At 73.5% G+C, this 17,932-nt stretch carries 14 protein-coding genes; 3 read left to right on the top strand and 11 right to left on the bottom strand.

Features of this window, described 5'->3' with window-relative positions; genetic code table 11:
* Nucleotides 1-1,109: hypothetical protein (locus AC4H2G_RS21320; RefSeq protein ID WP_494367745.1), on the top strand; the 1,109-nt coding region annotated here is incomplete at its 5' end.
* Between the two features lie 942 nt (nucleotides 1,110-2,051).
* Here AC4H2G_RS21320 and AC4H2G_RS21315 read toward each other — a convergent pair.
* From AC4H2G_RS21315 to AC4H2G_RS21275, 9 genes are all read right to left on the bottom strand, one after another.
* Nucleotides 2,052-4,094 (bottom strand): hypothetical protein, encoded by a 2,043-nt coding sequence (locus AC4H2G_RS21315; RefSeq protein WP_494367744.1) that lies wholly within the window; start codon nucleotides 4,092-4,094, stop codon nucleotides 2,052-2,054.
* Between the two features lie 729 nt (nucleotides 4,095-4,823).
* On the bottom strand, nucleotides 4,824-5,045 hold the full coding sequence (locus AC4H2G_RS21310; protein WP_494367743.1) for a hypothetical protein: 222 nt from the start codon (nucleotides 5,043-5,045) through the stop codon (nucleotides 4,824-4,826).
* Between the two features lie 24 nt (nucleotides 5,046-5,069).
* Nucleotides 5,070-5,855 carry a hypothetical protein gene (locus tag AC4H2G_RS21305; RefSeq protein ID WP_494367742.1) on the bottom strand — a complete coding sequence of 262 codons (786 nt, stop codon included), beginning with the start codon at nucleotides 5,853-5,855 and terminating at the stop codon, nucleotides 5,070-5,072.
* A 98-nt stretch (nucleotides 5,856-5,953) separates the two neighbouring features.
* Entirely contained in the window at nucleotides 5,954-6,571 is a 618-nt protein-coding gene (locus AC4H2G_RS21300) for an alpha/beta hydrolase family protein (RefSeq protein WP_494367741.1), read from the bottom strand.
* A gap of 119 nt (nucleotides 6,572-6,690) precedes the next feature.
* Nucleotides 6,691-8,973, bottom strand: coding sequence for a heavy metal translocating P-type ATPase (locus tag AC4H2G_RS21295; protein ID WP_494367740.1), 2,283 nt, complete (start codon nucleotides 8,971-8,973; stop codon nucleotides 6,691-6,693).
* A gap of 189 nt (nucleotides 8,974-9,162) precedes the next feature.
* On the bottom strand, nucleotides 9,163-10,098 hold the full coding sequence (locus tag AC4H2G_RS21290; protein ID WP_494367739.1) for a sugar phosphate isomerase/epimerase family protein: 936 nt from the start codon (nucleotides 10,096-10,098) through the stop codon (nucleotides 9,163-9,165).
* On the bottom strand, nucleotides 10,095-11,315 hold the full coding sequence (locus AC4H2G_RS21285; RefSeq protein ID WP_494367746.1) for a dihydrodipicolinate synthase family protein: 1,221 nt from the start codon (nucleotides 11,313-11,315) through the stop codon (nucleotides 10,095-10,097). Before AC4H2G_RS21285 ends, AC4H2G_RS21290 begins: the two co-directional genes overlap by 4 nt.
* A gap of 71 nt (nucleotides 11,316-11,386) precedes the next feature.
* Nucleotides 11,387-12,553 carry a Gfo/Idh/MocA family protein gene (locus AC4H2G_RS21280; protein WP_494367738.1) on the bottom strand — a complete coding sequence of 389 codons (1,167 nt, stop codon included), beginning with the start codon at nucleotides 12,551-12,553 and terminating at the stop codon, nucleotides 11,387-11,389.
* A gap of 138 nt (nucleotides 12,554-12,691) precedes the next feature.
* Nucleotides 12,692-13,777, bottom strand: coding sequence for a LacI family DNA-binding transcriptional regulator (locus AC4H2G_RS21275; RefSeq protein ID WP_494367737.1), 1,086 nt, complete (start codon nucleotides 13,775-13,777; stop codon nucleotides 12,692-12,694).
* Between the two features lie 103 nt (nucleotides 13,778-13,880).
* Between AC4H2G_RS21275 and AC4H2G_RS21270 the strand changes: the two genes are divergently transcribed.
* A complete protein-coding gene (locus tag AC4H2G_RS21270; protein WP_494367736.1) occupies nucleotides 13,881-14,372 on the top strand; it encodes a hypothetical protein in 492 nt (163 codons plus the stop codon).
* Nucleotides 14,373-14,498: 126 nt separating this feature from the next.
* Here the strand turns inward: AC4H2G_RS21270 and AC4H2G_RS21265 are convergent, their stop codons facing one another.
* Nucleotides 14,499-14,831 (bottom strand): cupin domain-containing protein, encoded by a 333-nt coding sequence (locus AC4H2G_RS21265; protein WP_435738493.1) that lies wholly within the window; start codon nucleotides 14,829-14,831, stop codon nucleotides 14,499-14,501.
* Nucleotides 14,832-14,914: 83 nt separating this feature from the next.
* Here AC4H2G_RS21265 and AC4H2G_RS21260 point away from each other — a divergent pair, with 83 nt between their 5' ends.
* Complete coding sequence (locus tag AC4H2G_RS21260; protein ID WP_494367735.1) at nucleotides 14,915-17,011, top strand: ABC1 kinase family protein; 2,097 nt, start codon at nucleotides 14,915-14,917, stop codon at nucleotides 17,009-17,011.
* A gap of 373 nt (nucleotides 17,012-17,384) precedes the next feature.
* On the opposite strand, the gene AC4H2G_RS21255 is transcribed toward AC4H2G_RS21260, so the two are convergent.
* Entirely contained in the window at nucleotides 17,385-17,840 is a 456-nt protein-coding gene (locus AC4H2G_RS21255) for a hypothetical protein (RefSeq protein WP_494367734.1), read from the bottom strand.
* Between the last annotated feature and the right edge of the window lie 92 nt (nucleotides 17,841-17,932).

Genomic DNA, 17,932 nt, shown 5'->3' with positions numbered 1-17,932 from the left:
CTCAGCGCCTTGTCGCGAAGCGCCCGGACGCGCACGAGAAGGAGCCGCTGACCGTTACGCCCCTGTTCAAGGCCAACCTCGCTGGCGAGGAAGCCAGGGCGAGGTTGGAAGAGCTGCACAAGTACGGAGGGACTGGTCTGCGCATCAGCGCGGACGCCCTGGTGTCGGTGAAGCTGGAAGGCCCGCAGTGGTTCGCCCAGGATGTCACCGAAGTCGCCGAGATCGGCTTCGGGCCCGTCAACATGTCCAGGGACGCTGATATCGAGCTGCGGGCGGTCACGGCCTCCGGTGCCACCCTGCAAAGCCTGGACGGCCGGTCCCGGGGAAGCCGCGGAAGAGGTGGAAGGAAGCTGTGGGTCGAGCTCTTGTGCGGTCTCAACTTTGAGTTCGTGATGCAGGACGCCGAGGAGAAGGGGTCGGCGGTGATCACCTCCAAGCTAGAGGGTCACCGCATCGCGGACGTGGCAGAAGCCATGCAGTTCATGGACAGGTTCGCCCCCGGCACGGACTTGAGGCTTGAGCTCTGGGCTGACGGGAAGCGGCAGTTCGGTTTCCACGTGCCCGACGCGGCGTTCCGAGGCCTGAGCCCGGACGGGTACACGCGGCAACTGATCGAGGACCTCGCGGTGCTGTCCCGGCATTTCTCCGTCCCCCTCCGATTGCCCAACGAGCTCACTTGGGCCGAGCGCGAAGAGATCCGCAAGGCCCGACTGATTGTGGACGGCAAGGTCGTCTCCGAGCGCGACTTCCAGAACTTGGACGTGGTGCTCAACGGCACGACCGGCGCCCCTCTTGAGGACTGGCTTCGCTCCGAAGCGATGATGGTGGTGGTCGAGACGGAGGTGCACTACCTGGTCCAGGGTCACAAGCTGCCCATCCGTGCCAAGGTCTTCCACCCGCAGGCGCAGTACGACGATCCGCAAGCGGTGCTCGACGCCCTGCAGTCCGGCACGGCCGAAGACATGCCGGCACGCATCCGGGGCGTGGACGGCACGCCCTTCCGCGTCTTCCGGGACGACGACCCGGGACGCGACCCGAACCAACGGCTGACCGTGGAGCCGCTGGGAATCATCGAACCCGAACCTCCGGAAGAAGACGAGCAGCGCTAACTTCTCGCGCAGCCCCGGCCACGCACCAGCGGACGAAGCCCCACCCCGGGAACATTCCGGCCGGGGCTCTTCGTGACGACGCTCGCCGTGAGGCGAGCCGCCCCGCGATCCGCGCCGCCCGGCCCCGGCCGATCCCCGAGCCGCGCCGCGGGCAACCCCCGGCCGCGTTCGCGCGGGCGGTGAGGGCGCCGGCCGCTAGGCCCCGCGGTGTCGTGGCTGCGGTGGCGGACGGCTGGCGGCGGCTGAAGGAGCCTCGGTTGGGTGCACCGGCGGCGGTTGAGCTGGTGCCCGAGCCTGTGGTGTTGGCCGTCGCGGTGAGCGGCTGACGAGCGTGGTCGTCTCGGCCCGGCGCGGTGTGTCGGGTTGAGGAGCCGGGGGGAGCATAGCGAGGGACGGTGAGACGACCATCGGGAGGCGAGGCGGCCTGAGCAAGCGGGGGGACGGCGGTGCGTGCCTGTCGCTGCGTTGTTCGTTGCGGGGGTCGTTGGGAGCCGCAGGTCCCTGGCGCGTGCTGGGGGTGCTTGGTGGCCGTGACGTGTCCGGGGACCTGGTGTCTGCTGCCGGCAGCTGTGCCATGGTGTTGGTGGCCATGCGCGGCGTGTGTTCGGACGAAGTCCGGAGCGCCGTCTAGTGGAGCGTAGCGATCCGCTTCGGCGAAGAACCCGACCACCACGTACCTGTCAGCCACACTCCACAACTCCCCACCTACAAAGAGCCGGTCCCACTTGGTCGATGATCCCCCTGCGTCGCTGCACGTCAACCCACGTTGACACTCCACAGTGTGACCCTGTGATGTCCAGGGTCTGGGATCGGGGTTGATTAGCGGCGCGCGACGCCCCGGGGCAGCCCATGTGCCGAGCCGGGGGCGGCCTCCTGTATAGCCGTTTAGAGCCTCTATAGGTGCTGCGCAACAGCCTGTTACTGCGTGCGTCAGCAACGGCACTACGCCGCTTCCTGGACGCGAGCACGCTCCGCTGCGCGCTGCGCCTTGAGCTGTAGCGGCGGCGTCTGGTACCGCCCAAGGCCGACACCTTCGCTGGCCCGTCCGATGGTGAGCTCCGTCGCCGGGATGCCCTGCACACCGGCGGCCGCGGCCGCGTCCAGCACGGGCCGGGAGAGGTCAACCGGGCCGGTGAGCTGCTCGCCGTCGGGGCCGATCTTGAGCCACCACGGGCAGGTCGCGAGGTGCCGGGCGTTGCGCACCACGGCGAGCGGCTCGGGCGCGTGCTCGGGCCAGAACTCGCGGCGGTCGTCGATGTCGTCGGGCAGCGAGTAGGGCAGAGACTCGATGCCCCGGGTCGCGGCGTGGAAGCCGGGTGTCGGGTAGCGCTCATCGCCGGGCTCGCCTTCGGCGGGGTTGAGCAGCTCGACGAAGCGGCGCCCCTCGGCGTCGTGCTGCTTGAGGTAGGGCACCACCTCGGCGGTGAGCTGGCGGAAGCGACCGGAGACCTTGCCGTACTCGGGGAGCCACCCGTGCTCGGGGTCGTCGAGCACGACCCACGGCATGCGGTCGCTGATGGACAGGATCGAGCCGTGCGCCTCCTTGACCTTCTTCGACCACCGCTCGATCTCCGTACGGATGGACCGCACGACCTGGCCGCGCTGACGCGGGTGCGCGGCGATCAGCCACACCACCACGACGGGGCACTCGTCCCACGTGACCTTGCCCAGCGCCCTGGCCCAGCGCTCGACCTTCTTGGCGGTCTCGCCCGACGTCGTGCACGTCGTCTCCAGCACGATGCGCACACCGTCGGCGCGCACGATGACGGCGTCCCCCGCGGCGGCGGTCGCATTGCCGAGGTCCGCGATCTCGCGTCCCCGGGACAGGACGGCCTCCGTCGAGGTGTGCGCTTCACCGAGGACCGCGGCGACGTTCATGGAGAGCTCGGCGGCGAGCAGGGCGACGTGGGCGCCGATGAGGCCGTGCCGGTCACCGACGGGGCCGGCGCTCCACGGGGCACCACCGGTGACGTGCAGCAGCTCGGGGTACGTGAGTCGGGGGGCGAGGAGCCGGTCGAAGTCTTCGCCGTCGCGCGAGGGGCGCAGCAGCTCGCCCCGGAGCCCGTGGCGTACCGCCGTGCCGACCTTCGCCGTGCCGCGGTCCACGACCCCGGACGCCCACAACGTCTCGACCATCGCGGACTCGACCGCCGCGAGCTCGGGGACGCCGGTGATCGCAGCGAGCATCTCCTGCGTCAGGACGCGGTAGGAGAGCAGGGCGCCGAGCGCGGCGAGGTAGGCCGGCCGGCGCTGCGGCACCAACATCGACTCGATCGCGGCTTCCCGGCTCGGGAGGTTCTTGCGGGCCTTGATCTCGCACTGGCGCACCTGGCGCTCGTGCGACGCGCGGGAGCTCCAGATGCCCGAGGACGTCCGGCGCGTGCCGCCCTCACGGCTCCACCACCCCGTCCAGATGGGATCCCATCGCTCCCCGGCGCCGAGGCCGGTGCCGCGCAGCGGGGTGGGGCAGGCGGTCAGCTCGACCAGTGCTGCGCCACCAGGGACGGCCTGCGGCTTGGCGATGCGTACGGGCGTGGGGATCACCTCCCAGTCCACCGGGGCAGGGGTCCACGGGTAACCGAGCCAGGGAGCCTGCGGGCGGGCACCGTCGAGGATGACGTCGCACCAGGCACGCCAGCGCGAGGGCCGGCGGGCGTCCAGCAGCCAGCGCACCGTGACCTTGTCGTGTACGACCGTCGCCTCCTGCACGTTGGGCACGCGGGACAGGTCGATGATGCGGTTGGTGAGGCGGCGGGCCTTGGCCGGGGAGCACGCGGCACGCGTCGACGTCGTGCCGTCCTCACGCGCTATGGTCCGGTCCGACTGCGAGGTGAGCACGTCGCGCAGAGTGAGGCCGAGGACCAGCGGATCGGACGCGCCCATCGCGACGACCTCGGTGGCATGCTCGAAGACGCCGTCGTGCAGGGCCAGCAGGGTCTCGGCGCGGTAACGGGCGGCGGCCTTCCGCTCGGCGAGGGTGCTCACGCCGCCATCACCTCGGCGGCCCATAATTCTGGCTGATGAGGCGTTCGTCATGGGCGTCCTCGGGGGAATTCATACCTGCATCTATGCGGCGACGTTCGGCGGTGTGGGCGCCAACGCGGCTCGGCGTGAAGGGCACGAACGAGCGGTAGGCACATAATCAACTGCCCCCCTACTCGAGAGGTCACCATGTCTCCCCGATCCTTCGACGAGGTCACCGCTGCGGCCAAGGCATCGTGGAGCCCAAGGCGCACGTGCTGCGCGAAGAACTGTGCAGCGAGTTGGCCGAGCAGGTGGATCGTCATGTCCCTACCGTGCAGCCGCGCAGGAACGCGTGACGATTTTCCCGACTGACGGACGGTGGTATGGTCCCGAGGCGGTGGAAGTGACACGCGCCCCAAAGTGTCACTTTGGGGGCTACTTTCATGCATGGGGCACTGGAAGGCATAGGAGCACGGTGGAAGTCAAGTCGGCGTCGTTTCGCCATTCCTGGGTATTTGTGCAGGTCGCGCGTTTCGAGCCGATGAGAATAGGTCATCAGTTCGATTCTGATAGGCGGCTCAGGCAGAAGGCCCGGAACCTCACGGTTCCGGGCCTTCGTCGTTCCTCAGTGGGTGCTCCTGGCGTACGTGAGAGCGGGTGACACGCTGCCGACCAGGTCTGTCGATGCCTTACGTCGTCACCCCGGCACGCGCTCCGCCCGTCCGGCGGAGCCGGCGAGCGCGCCGGTCGTCAGGGAACGAGCACGAAGACGTAGTCCGTCTCCCCGTCCGGCGCCGGACGGCGCTCGTACCGCTGGGCGTGCTGCGGCGCATCGGACTGGGTGAGGATGTGCGTCGTCGTTCCCTCGGCCGGGTCGTGGACGAAGTGGCCGGACCAGTCGAGGGAGTCGTCGTCGAGCGTCGAGACCTGGCCGTCGAGGTCGCCGCCCACGAAGCGCGCTGTCCACGTCATGGCGACACCCTGACACGGCGCCGGTTAGCCTGCCCGGCGCAGCAGGAGGATCGCCCCACCGGCCGCGGCCGCGACGAGTCCGCCGACACCCGCCACGACGAGGGTCGGGAACGTGCTCCCGGGCGGCGGAGGCGCGCTGCGCTCGCCCGCGGTCACGAGCGGTGTCCGCGAGGGCTCGGGCCGGTCGGTCGTCGTCTCGGCGCTCGGGGACGGGCTCTGCGTCGGCGTTTCGACGGGCGTCTCGGTCGGCGCCTCGATGGGCGTGGCGGTCGCGGGCTCCGGCTCGGCGGTGACCGGCTCGACCGGTGGCGCGGGTGCGGCGTCGGGCGCCGACGGCGCGGCGTCGACCGCGGGCGGCGGCGCCGGGTCCGCGGTGGGCTGGGCAGTGGGGGTGGACGTCGGCGTCGGGGCCGCGGTGGGCGTCGTCGTGCACACCGGGGAGTCGCCGGCCCAGCCGGCGAACTGGTCGTGGAGGCCGGTGAGATGCACCCAGGTGACGCACCACCCGTCCCGGTAGTGACCGCGCTCGGGGATGTCGAGCTCGAGATGGCCGTCCGCGACGTCCTTCGTGGAGTACCCGTTCCCGAGCAGCCGCGTGCGGGACCCGTCCGGCGCGGTCACTGCGTAGCTGAGCCAGCCCCGCTCGTCGGGGAGGCGCGAGGCGTCGAACGAGACGCCGTCGGTCGTGACGCTGAGCTCACCGCCGCTGTCACGGTCCGCGGCCAGGGCGGGCGCCGCGAGCCCTGCGGCTCCGGCGAGCACGAGGGCCGTCAGCGGGACGGTCGCGGCAGCTCGGGCTGCGGCGCGCATGGGCACCTCCGGGTCAGGCAAGACGGTCGCGCCACATCGTACGCAGCCGCGACGGTCACCCTGAACGGCGGTGCGCAGGCGGACGGCCCTCGGTGCGATCAGGTGCTCGGGCCGTCCAGACCGCTCAGCCATCCGACGATCGCCTCGCACACCGCGCCGTCCTGGTTCCGCAGGTCGTGCGCGCCGGGAAGCTCCACGCGCGTCACGGGGCCGGGGATCACCGCGAGGTGCTCAGTCAGCTCGTCCGGCGTCGCGAAGGGGTCCGTCCGGCCCGAGACGACCAGTGTCGGGACGCGCAGGTCGGGGAGATGCTCGATGCGCAGGCGCTCCGGCTTGCCAGGCGGGTGGAGGGGGTAGCTCACGAGCACGAGCCCGGCCGCCGGCAGCCCTTCGGCCACGGCCATCGAGCACATGCGCCCTCCGTAGGACCTGCCGCCGAGCACGATCCGGTCGGTCGTGGTGCCCAGCTCCTGCGCGAACGCCTCAGCCTCCGCGCGCACGTGCCCGACGGCGACCGGCGGCCTGTCGGGCATCCGGCGGCCCGCGAGGCGGTAGGGGAAGTCCACGCGACGCACGGGGACCGGCGTGGGCAGCGCGGCGAGTGCCTCCTCGATCGCGACGAGGGAGTGGTGGTCGCGACTCGCCCCTGCACCCGGCGTGAGCAGCACGCCGGCCACGGGAAAGGGGGTGTCGGTCGAAGCGGGCGGAATGGTCACGGCACCAGTCTCCCGCGGGCGCAGACTGGGCGCCGAACACGGGTCTGGCCACCGTCCAGAACGGGGTTGGCCACCGGAATCCTCGGGATCCGGTGGCCGACCCCGTGTTCGGCGGGAGGTCAGCGGGCGGCGAGGCGGGCCGGGTCGAGGTCGACGCGGCGCAGCAGCTGCGCGTTGGCGGCGACGACGACGGTCGAGACGGACATGAGGATCGCGCCGACGGCCATCGGCAGGACGAACCCGACCGGCGCGAGCACCCCGGCCGCGAGCGGGACGGCCGCGATGTTGTACCCGGCCGCCCACCACAGGTTCTGCTGCATCTTGCGGTACGACGCGTGGGACAGCTCGATGACCGACAGCACCGCACGCGGGTCGGAGCTCGCGAGGATCACCCCCGCGGACGCGATCGCGACGTCCGTCCCGGCGCCGATCGCGATGCCGACGTCCGCCTGGGCCAGCGCCGGGGCGTCGTTCACGCCGTCGCCGACCATCGCGACGACGCGGCCCTCGTGCTGCAGCTCGGCGACCTTCGCGTCCTTGTCCTCGGGGCGCACGCCCGCGAAGACCTGGTCGATGCCGAGCTCGCGGGCCACGGCCCGGGCGACCGGCTCGGCGTCGCCCGTGATCATGACGACGCGGACGCCACGTCGGTGCAGCGCGTCGACCGCCTCGCGCGACTCCGGCCGGACCGCGTCCGCCAGGGCGAGCGCACCCACGACCCGGCCGGACCTCGGTACTACCTCCGCGGACTGCGGTACTACCTCGGCGGACCCCGGTACTACGTCGGCGGACTCCGGTACTACCTCGGCCGGTGTTCCGTCCGTGACGACCACGTGCAGGACGGTCGCGCCGTCGCGCTCCCACGCCGCGGCGTCGGGCAGCGGCTCGAGGCCGTGCTCGCGCAGGAGCGCGGGGCCACCGACGGCGATCCGTCGGCCTCCGTCGGGCCCGGGGACCGTCGCCTCGACCCCGACCGCGGTGATCGACCGGAAGCCGGACGCGCGGGGGACGTCGACGCCGTGCTCCTCCGCCGCGATGACGATCGCCCGCGCGAGGGGGTGCTGGCTGTCCGCCTCGGCCGAGGCCGCGAGCGCGAGGAGCTCGTCCTCGGTGTGGCCCCCTGCCGTAGCGAGGTGCGTGACGACGGGCTCGCCCGCCGTGAGCGTGCCGGTCTTGTCGAAGAGCACCGTGTCGACGGTGCGCATCCGCTCGAGCGCGAGGCGGTCCTTGACGAGGACACCGGCCTTGGCGGCGCGCTCCGTCGAGATCGACACGACGAGGGGGATCGCGAGGCCCAGCGCGTGGGGGCACGCGATGACCAGCACGGTGATGGCGCGGATCAGCGCCTGCTCCGGGGTGCCGAAGACGAGCCACAGGGCGACGGTGAGTGCCGCGGCGCCGAGCGCGTACCAGAACAGCCACCCGGCGGCTCGGTCGGCGAGGCGCTGCGTCTTCGTCGAGGAGGACTGCGCGTCGGCGACCAGGCGCTGGATGCCCGCGAGCGCCGTGTCGTCCCCGACCGCCGTGATCCGCACGCGCAGCGCGTCGTCGGTCGCGACGGTGCCGGCGACGACCGGGTCGCCGACCGTCCGGCGCACCGGGCGCGACTCGCCGGTGATCATCGACTCGTCGACGTCGGCGCTGCCGTCCGCCACCTCGCCGTCGGCGGGGACCCGGCTGCCTGGCCGGACGATCACGAGGTCGCCCACGCCGAGGTCGGTCGGTGCGACAGTGGTGACGGACCCGTCGTCGGCGACGCGCTCCGCCTCGTCGGGCAGGAGCGCCGCGAGGGAGTCGAGCGCGGAGGCCGTCTGGGCGAGCGAGCGCATCTCGATCCAGTGCCCCAGCAGCATGATGACGACGAGCAGCGCGAGCTCCCACCACACGTCCAGCTCGTGCGCGAGCAGCCCGAGGGACGCGCCGAGCGACGACGCGAACGCGACGGTGATCGCGAGCGAGATGAGCGTCATCATCCCGGGCGCGCGGTCGCGCAGCTCGCTCACGGCGCCGGTGAGGAACGGGCGCCCGCCCCACAGGAAGATGACGGACCCGAGCACGGGGGAGACCCACGACACCCACGCGGCGTCGGGCAGGTCGTAGCCCAGGAGCATCGCGAACATGGGGCTCAGCGCGACGGTCGGGACCGCGAGCGCGAGCATGACCCAGAACAGGCGGCGGAACTGCGCCACATGATCGCCGTGCCCGCCGTGCCCGCCGTGCCCGCTGTGACCGTCGTGACCGGACGCGTCGTGCCCGGGCGTCTGCTGACCCGAGACGTCGTGCCCGTGGTCGTCGGGCCCGTCGTGCCCGCCGTGGTGGGCGTGGTCGCTGCCGTGCTCGTGCACGGGCGCGGCGGTCCGGCCGCCGCCGTGCGCCTCGTGCCGGTCCTCGTGCTCTTCCACCGTTCCTCCAGACTCGTCTATACCCCTAGGGGGTATCCACCTCCGATAGTGCACCCGTGTGCGGCATTCGTCAAGAGGGCCGTGACGCACGAGACCGGCAGCCCGGTCCGAGATCGGCAGGGAGGGGTGCCGATCTCGGGCCGGACTGCCGGTCTCGAGGTGCCGCGGAGCGGCGAGGGGAGGGGAGGTCTACAGGTGCGGCAGCACGTGGCGCGCGTAGCGCTCCGCGACGGTCGCGACGACCTCGCGCGGGTCGGCGTCCCAGATCTCCTGGTGGAAGATCTCGGTCTCGACGTCGCCGGAGTACCCCGTCTCGGCGACCCACCGCGTGATCGTCGGGAAGTCGACGTACCCGTCCCCGACGTACCCGCGCGACAGCAGCGGGTCGGGGGCGAGCGGCAGGATCCAGTCGCACACCTGGTATCCCGCGACGCGCCCCTCGGCCCCGGCGCGCGCGATGCTCTCGCGCAGGGCCGGGTCCCACCACACGTGGTAGGTGTCCACGACGACACCCACGGCCGCGGCGTCGAACGGCGCCGCGAGGTCGAGCGCCTGGCCGAGCGTGGAGAGCACGGCGCGGTCGGCGGCGAAGATCGGGTGCAGCGCCTCGAGGACGATCCGCACGCCGTGCTCGGTCGCGAACGGGACCAGGTCGGCGATCCGGTCCGCGACCCGGGCGCGCGCGGCGACGACGTCGCGGTCCCCGGGTCCGGCGTCGGGACGCGGGCCCTGGCCCGGGGTGCCGTTGGCGGGCAGGCCGCCGACGACGAACACGAGCTCGCTCGTCCCGATCGTCGCGGCCTCCTCGATGGCGCGCCGGTTGTCGTCGAGCGCGGCGGCGATGCCGGCGTCGTCGGACGCGGTGAGGAACCCGCCCCGGCACAGCGACGAGACCCGCAGGCCGGCGTCCGCGACGACGCGCGCCGCCCGGTCCGCGCCGATCTCCTGGACGCGGTCGCGCCACAGCCCGACGGCTCCGTACCCCGCCTCGGCGGCGAGGGTCACGGCCTCCTCGAGCGTCGCGCGCTTGACGGTCGCGGTGTTGAGCGCGCAGCGCGACAGGTCGGCGGTACCGGTGCCCGACGGCGCCCGGCCGGCCGCGCTCGTCGGGGTGGGGCCGGTCATCGGGTCACCCCGTTCGTCTCGAGGAAGACACGCGTGCGCCGCGCGGCGAGCTCCGGGTCGAGCAGCAGCCCGGCCCGGTCCGCGAGGCGGAGGAGCGCGACGAGGTGCGCGACAGACCGGCCCGACTGCAGGCCTCCGACCATCTGGAAGCCCGGCTGCACGCCGTTGAGCCACGCGAGGAACGCGATGCCGGTCTTGTAGTGGTACGTCGGCGCGGTGAACAGGTGCCGCCCGAGCGCCTCCGTCGCCGCGAGGACGGCGTGCGCGCGGTCGGGGTGACCGGCGTCGAGCGCCTGGAGCGCCGTCGACGCCGCCGGGTAGATGGCCGCGAAGACGCCGAGCAGCGCGTCCGAGTGCCGCTTCCCGTCGCCGACGACGAGATCGGGGTAGTTGAAGTCGTCGCCCGTGTACAGGCGCACGGGCCCGGGTGCGTCCGGCCCGGTGCCCGGGTCGAGGCTCGCCAGGCGCGCGCGGAGGTCCTTCTCGTGGTCGGCGTCGAGCAGCGACACCTTGACCCCGTCGATCCGCCCCTGGTGGGCGCGGACCAGGTCGACGAACACGTCGGTCGCGTCGTCGATCCCGGCGGCGCCCCAGTAGCCCTCGAGCTCCGGGTCGAACATCGTCCCGAGCCAGTGGAGGATCACGGGCCGGTCCGAATCGGCGATCACGGCGTCGTAGACGCGGGCGTAGTCCTCGGGCGAGCGCGCGACGTGCGCGAGGGCACGCGACGCCATGACGACGACCTGGGCGCCGGCGTCCTGCACGACGCGGACCTGCTCGCGGTAGGCGTCGACGACGGCGTCGAGCGCCGCCGGGTCGCCCGGCGTCCAGCCGGCGACGACGGCGGCGTCGAGCTGGTCCGTGCCCGCGCCGCACGCGATCCGGGCGCCGACCGAGCGCGCCTCGGCGGCCGAGCGGCGCACGAGCTCCTGGGTCGCGGCCCAGTCGAGGCCCATGCCGCGCTGGGCCGTGTCCATCGCGTCCGCGACGCCGAGACCGTGCTCCCAGATGCGGTGCCGGAAGGCGAGCGTCGTGTCCCAGTCGACGAGGGCCGGCCCGCCGGGCACGTTCTCGGCGCCGACCTGCGGCACGACGTGCGCCGCCGCGAAGGCGACGCGCGACGTGATCGGGGCGGTCGGCCGGGACCACGGGCCCGGCACGAGGAGCTCGCGCACCTCGGTTCCCGCGACCCGCCCGTCGTCGGCGAACCGGGGCAGGTGCACGACGGCGCCCGACCCGTCCCGGTCGCGCAGCTCGCGCGCGCCGGGGACCGCGAGGGTCGCGGCGCTCACAGGGTGATCTCGGGGACGTCGAGGCGCCGGCCCTCGGCGGACGAACGCAGGCCGAGCTCCGCGAGCTGCACGCCGCGGGCTGCGGAGAGCAGGTCGAAGCGGTGCGGGCGGCCGGCGTGGACGTCGAGCAGGAACTCCTCCCACTGCAGCTTGAAGCCGTTGTCGAGGTCGGCGTTCGCGGGCACCTCGAGCCACTGGTCGCGGAACGGCTCGGTGACGGGCAGGTCCGGGTTCCACACGGGCTTGGGCGTGTGGGCGCGCTGCTGCGCGACGCACTTGCGCAGACCCGCGACCGCGGAGCCGTGCGTGCCGTCGACCTGGAACTCGACGAGCTCGTCGCGGTACACGCGCACCGCCCACGACGAGTTGATCTGCGCGACGACCGGGTCGCCGCCCGGGGTCTCGATCTCGAAGATTCCGTAGGCGGCGTCGTCGGCCGTCGCCGTGTACTCCTGGCCCTGCTCGTCCCAGCGGGTCGGGATGTGGGTCGTGGTCTGCGCGGTGACCGTGCGCACCGAGCCGAGGATGCCCTCGAGGACGTAGTTCCAGTGGCAGAACATGTCGGTGGTCATGCCACCGCCGTCCTCCGTGCGGTAGTTCCACGACGGGCGCTGCGCGGCCTGGTGGTCGCCCTCGAACACCCAGTAGCCGAACTCGCCGCGCAGCGACAGGATGCGCCCGAAGAAGCCCTCGTCGACGAGGCGACGCAGCTTGACGAGGCCCGGCAGGTAGAGCTTGTCGTGCACGACGCCCGCGGTCACGCCGGTCTCCTCGCGCAGCCGCGCGAGCTCGACCGCCTCGGCGAGCGTCTCCGCCGTCGGCTTCTCGGTGTAGACGTGCTTACCCGCCTGCATCGCTTTGGTGAGGGTCTTGGCCCGCAGCGCGGTCATCGAGGCGTCGAACACGACGTCGACCGTCGGGTCCGCGATCGCGCCGTCGAGGTCGGTGGTCCAGTGCTCGACGTCGTGCTGGGCGGCGAGCTCGCGGATCTTCGACTCGTTGCGGCCGACGAGGATCGGCTCGACCTGCAGCCGCGTGCCGTCGGGGAGCTCGACACCGCCCTGCTCGCGGATCGGCAGGATCGAGCGCACGAGGTGCTGGCGGTAGCCCATCCGGCCGGTCACGCCGTTCATGGCGATGCGCAGGGTGCGGGTGGTGGTCATCGGGACGACTCCGTCCTGTCAGTCGCGCGACGGCGAGGTCGACGCGAGAAGCGTGGTGGTTCCAGCATAGGGAATGCGCTTTCCAACGTCAACCACGGGCGTCACCCGATCCGCGCGCGAGCGCAGCCGGGTGGAAGGTCAGAGGGCGGGCGTGGACTCGCGCAGGACCACGGTGCCCCGCACCTCGACGCGGCGCGGCGAGACCTCGTGCACGACGCCGGGCAGGTCCAGCCCCACCGGCAGTTCGAGAGCGAGACGCAGGGCCACCTGCCCGACCTCGACGAGGGGGATGCGGACGGTCGTGAGGCCGGGGACGACGTCGCGCAGGGTGACGATGTCGTCGAAACCGGCGACCGCGACGTCGCGCGGGACGGCCAGGCCCGCATCACGAGCCGCGGCCATCGCGCCGACGGCCATGACGTCGTTGACCGCGAACACGGCCCGCGGGGGACCGCCAGGACCCGTGCGCGCGACCAGCTCCCGCATGCCCGCGAAGCCGCCGTCGCGCGTGAACTCGCACGGCACCACCGCAGCGTCGTCGACGGGCGCGCCGAGCGCGGACAGCGCCTCCGTGAACCCCGTGGCTCGATCGACCGCCGTGCGGTGCCCCACGGGGCCGGCGAGCACGCCGAAGGAGCGATAGCCCAGGCCGTGCAGCGCCGTCGCGAGGTCGGCCGCGCCCTGACGGTTCGCGATCTCGACCGCCGGGAGGTCACCCAGTGCCTGCCCGACGAGCGCGACGCGGCCACCGCTCTCGCGGTACCGGACGAGGGCGTCGCGCAGCGCACCGGGGGTCGCGCCGGATTCGCCGGACGCCGGGTCGTCGGACGACGACAGCCGCCCGCCGCCCAGGACCAGGGCCCGCGCGCGCTGCCGGTCCATGAGCTCGACGAACGCGAGCTCGCGCGCGGGGCTGTGCTGCGTGCTCGTGAGCGTGACCAGGAGGCCCTCGCGGTCGGCGGCGTCGGTGACGCCCGCGGCGAGGGACGAGAAGTACGGGTCGGCGATGTCGTGGACCACGAGCCCCACGGTCGTCGTGCGTCCGCGCGCCATCGCCTGCGCGCTCGGGTCGGGCGTGTAGCCCATCCGGGCGGCCGTCGCGAGCACGCGCTCGCGCAGGTCCGCGCCCACCGTGCGGTTCGCGCTGCCGTTGATCGCGCGGGAGGCGGTGGCGAGCGAGACGCCCGCCGCTCGCGCCACCTCGCTGAGGGTCGGTCCGGCCACGGGCACAGGCTACCGGGGCCACGACGCCGGCGGCTGCCAGGGCGCGGGTGAGGTTCGTCCCGGTTACGGTCGGGCGGAGGGCACCGAGCGAGGAGGACGAAGCATGGCACGCACGCACCACGGGCCGCCGGGACCGTCGGGACCGTCGGGACCGTCGCTCGTCGTCCGGAGCCTCGCGCTGGGGATAGCCGCAGGGTCGCGCTCGTCGCTCGGCGTCGCGGGGCCGGTGCTCGCCGTACGTCCCGACGGCGCGTCGGGCAGCGGTCCGGTCGCCCGCGGTGCGGCCGTGCTCGCCGTGGCGGGTGAGGTCGTCGGCGACAAGCTGCCGAGCGCCCCGAGCCGCCTCGCCCCACCGGGACCGGCGTTCCGGATGGCGAGCGGCGCGCTCGGCGGTGCGCGGCTCGCGCGGGTCCGCGGCGGGAGCGGCGCGCCCGTCGTCGTCGCGGCCGTCGCGGGCGCCCTCGGTGCGGCCGCGGGGACGTGGGGTGGTGCCGCGTGGCGCGGGCTCGCCGTCGGGAAGCGCCCCGACTGGCCGGGTGCCGTGGCCGAGGACGTCGTGGCCGTCGCCCTCGCCGCATGGGCCGTGCGCCGCTGACGCCGGACGAGCGCTGACGCGGGACGGGCCGCCGAACCCGACCGGCCGCCGAGACCCGACCGGCCGCCGAGACCCGACGGGCCGCCGAGAGCCGACGGGCCGCAGGGGCCCGACCGGCCGCTGGAGCTACGCGGTGGGGACGCCCGTCACGGTCGTGAGCAGGAACGCGCTGTCCTCGAGCGCGGACACGGCGTGCCGCTCGTGCGTCAGGACGCGCAGCTCGCCGGCGCCGAGCTCGGTGTCGCCCTCGCCCAGGGCGGTGACGCGGACCTTCCCGCGGAGCACCTGGATCGACGCGGCGGGCGGCGAGTTGTGCTCGCCCAGCTCGACGCCCGCGACCAGCGCGATGATCGTCTGCCGCAGCGGGCCGTCGTGCAGCACGAGCTCGGCGCTGCGGCCGTTCTCCGCGGATCGGGCGCCCGTGAGGTGGGCGTCGGTGAGGAGGTCGACGTTCGTCATGGAGGTCTCCGGGGGTCGGGGTTTCTCATCCTGCCGCGTGGCGCGCGACGCCGCGCGGGCGCCCGTCGGGAAGAGTGGGCGTCATGCAGGTGGTCTCGGGATTCCTCACCGCGCTCTTCGGTCTCCTCGCGACCGGTGTCATGCTCGCGCTGCTCGCCGCGACGTCGCGGCGCGTCATGGGCGCCCCCGTCGGGTGGGTGCGCGCCGGGGTGGTGTCCCTCCTCTCGCTGACCGGGGCGTCGTCGGCCCTCACGTACGGCCTGCGCACCGCCGGCTGGGCGGCGCCGGACGGTCGGCTCACCGTCCAGCCGTTCGTGGCCCTCGCGGCCGTCGTCCTCACCTTCGCGTGGGCGTTCGTGCTGGGCCTGTGCGTGCTCCTCGTCCTCGAGCTCCTCGTGCCGACGGGCACGGTCCCGACGCCGTGGCGTGCGTGGCGCGGGCTGCGGCAGGGGCGGCGCGAGACCCGGCGCTACGCGCAGATCCTCGCGATTGGGGTGCGGCACGGCCTCGGTGGCGCGCTGAGCCGCGGCGCCCGGCAGCCTGACGGGTCGCGGCTGTCGCGCACCGACGAGCGACGGCTCGCGACCGGGCTCCGCGACACCCTGAGCGACGCGGGCGTGACCTTCGTGAAGTTCGGCCAGGTGCTCTCGACGCGCCGCGACCTGCTGACCCCGACGATCGCCGACACGCTCGCGACCCTGCAGAGCGACGTCCCCCCGGCACCCTGGCCCGACGTCGAGGCCGCGCTCGTCGGCTCGCTCGGCCGTCCGGTCGACGAGGTCTTCGCCGCGTTCTCGGCCGAGCCGCTCGCCTCGGCGTCGGTGGGCCAGGTGCACGCGGCGCGGCTCCCCGACGGCAGGGCGGTCGTCGTGAAGGTCCAGCGTCCGGGGGCGCGCGAGCAGGTCGAGGTCGACCTCGCGATCCTCGGCCGCCTCGCGCGACGCATCGAGCGCGACACCGCGTGGGGCCGCTCGCTCGGCGTCGTGGCGCTCGCCGACGGCTTCGCGGCGTCGCTGCGCGAGGAGCTCGACTACACGACCGAGGCGGAGAACACGCTCGCGCTCCGTGCCGCGCTCGGGGTGCGGGCGGGCGTGGTCGCCGGCGCGGGCCAGGGGGAGGGCGCGGGACAGGGCGGGCGCGACGGCGGGTCGGGAGAGCCGGCCGTGATCGTGCCCGACGTCGTGCTCGAGCTCTCCGGACCGACCCTCCTCGTGCTCGAGCACCTCGACGGCACGCCGGTCGGGCGAGCCGGTGACCTCCTTGCGGGCCTGGACGGCGCGACGCGGTCCGCGCTCGCGACCCGGCTCCTCGGCGCGACGCTCGAGCAGGTGCTGGTGGCCGGGACGTTCCACGCCGACCTGCACCCGGGCAACGTCCTCGTCATGGCGTCGGGCGGTCTCGGCCTGCTCGACATGGGCTCCGTCGGGCGGCTCGGCGAGCCCGAGCGCCTCGCGCTCGCGGCGGTGCTGCTCGCCGTCGACGCCGACGACGCCGTCGCCGCGACCGACGCCCTCCTCGAGCTGCTCGACGCGCCCGCCGACCTCGACGTGCGGCGCCTGGAGCGCGCCGTCGGGCAGGTGATCGTCCGGTTCCGCGGCGCCGGGGCCGGCGGGGCGATGTTTACCGCGCTCTTCCGTCTCGTCACCGACGCCGGGCTCGCCGTCCCGCCGCAGGTCGCCGCCGCGTTCCGCACGTTCACGTCGCTCGAGGGCACGCTCCGCCTCCTCGACCCGACGTTCGACCTCGTCGCCTCCGCGCGGGAGACGGCGCAGCCGCTCGTGCGGCGGGTCGTGACGACGGAGGGGCTGCGCAACCGTGCGACCAGCCTCTTCCTCGGTCTCGCGCCCGAGCTCGAACGGCTCCCGCGGCGCCTCGCGAAGATCACGAGCGACGTCGAGAACGGGCGGCTCACGGTCTCGGTGCGGACGTTCGCGCACGCCGAGGACCGGGCCTTCCTCGCGGGTCTCGTGCAGCAGGTCGTGTCGACCGTGGTCGCCGCGGCCGCGGTCGTGGCGGCGGTCGTGCTGCTCGTGGCCGACGGCGGCCCGCAGCTCGGCGGCGGCGTCGCGCTCTTCCCGGTGCTCGGGGCGGCGCTCGGCTTCGTCGGGACGGTGCTCGGCGTGCGCGTCCTCGTGTTCGCGTTCCGGGGCCTGCCGAGGCCGACCGGCTCTCGTACCTGACCTCGGTCTTCTGTTCGTCCACGCCCGAGGTACTCACACCGTCGAGGCTTTGTCCCCAGGCTGGACAGCGGCCCGTGGGCGGGGTGCGACAGGACGTCGCTCACGGTGTCGTCGGGGAGCGAGCTGGAGCCGGTCGGGTACGCCGAGCTGTTGGCCGAGCTGATGGCGAGGGTGCGCGCGACGCAGGCCGTTGGCCGATTGCCGTGGGACACGTCGGGGCCGCACCGACGAACTCTACGGCCGCCAGTACTGGCGCAGCAGTTCGGTGCTTGGGGCCCGGGTGGCGCGGACCTGGCTGGTACGGACCCGGTCGTTGAGGAGTTCGAGCAGTTCGGTGTACCCGGCCGGTGTGATGTCGCAGGTGCTCACGACGTCATCGCCCAGGTGGGTGTCGCAGAGCCTCGAAGCGGTGGGGGTGCGTGGCGGATCGGTGCTCGACGTCGCCGCGTGCATCGAGCAGGACCCGAACGGCGCCACGCAGGACGGTGACGACGGTCCAGTTGAACGGCCTGCGCGGGACGTCCGCTGAGTCGCCGGCGTGAGGCCCGGTCCCGGTCACCAACGCCCCCAGGAACACGAGCGCAGCCGTGGCGATCAGCAGGACGCCCGCGAGCCGCCGGACCCTCGGGCCCGTAGCCTCCGGCCGGCGGGCGTCCTCGGCGGTGCAGTTCGGCCAGGTGTCGCAGCCGAGACCCGACCCGGTGACGCGGACGATCGAGCCGGTGACGACGATCATCACACTGGCCACCAGAGCCGTGCCGGCCGCGATCGTCAGGTTGGTGGGTCCGAGCTGGACCCGTTCAGCGATCCAGCTCAGGGGCGTCTTCATCGGTCGGGCCCTGTCAGGGTGAATGGCGGCCGGGATGGCGGGCGCCCAGCGATGTCGGCCCCACGATATTCGTCGAGCACGGGATCGACGGC

The sequence above is a fragment of the Cellulosimicrobium sp. BMG9.23 genome, from assembly GCF_059159985.1.
This window is presented reverse-complemented; position numbering and strand designations above follow the sequence as displayed.

What these genes read in the sequence shown, in the direction of transcription:
- AC4H2G_RS21280 (WP_494367738.1), bottom strand. Translation starts at nt 12,553, where the DNA reads ATGACCACCACCCGCACCCTGCGCATCGCCATGAACGGCGTGACCGGC.
- AC4H2G_RS21310 (WP_494367743.1), bottom strand. Translation starts at nt 5,045, where the DNA reads ATGACGTGGACAGCGCGCTTCGTGGGCGGCGACCTCGACGGCCAGGTC.
- AC4H2G_RS21255 (WP_494367734.1), bottom strand. Translation starts at nt 17,840, where the DNA reads ATGAAGACGCCCCTGAGCTGGATCGCTGAACGGGTCCAGCTCGGACCC.
- AC4H2G_RS21290 (WP_494367739.1), bottom strand. Translation starts at nt 10,098, where the DNA reads ATGACCGGCCCCACCCCGACGAGCGCGGCCGGCCGGGCGCCGTCGGGC.
- AC4H2G_RS21265 (WP_435738493.1), bottom strand. Translation starts at nt 14,831, where the DNA reads ATGACGAACGTCGACCTCCTCACCGACGCCCACCTCACGGGCGCCCGA.
- AC4H2G_RS21260 (WP_494367735.1), top strand. Translation starts at nt 14,915, where the DNA reads ATGCAGGTGGTCTCGGGATTCCTCACCGCGCTCTTCGGTCTCCTCGCG.
- AC4H2G_RS21305 (WP_494367742.1), bottom strand. Translation starts at nt 5,855, where the DNA reads ATGCGCGCCGCAGCCCGAGCTGCCGCGACCGTCCCGCTGACGGCCCTC.
- AC4H2G_RS21270 (WP_494367736.1), top strand. Translation starts at nt 13,881, where the DNA reads ATGGCACGCACGCACCACGGGCCGCCGGGACCGTCGGGACCGTCGGGA.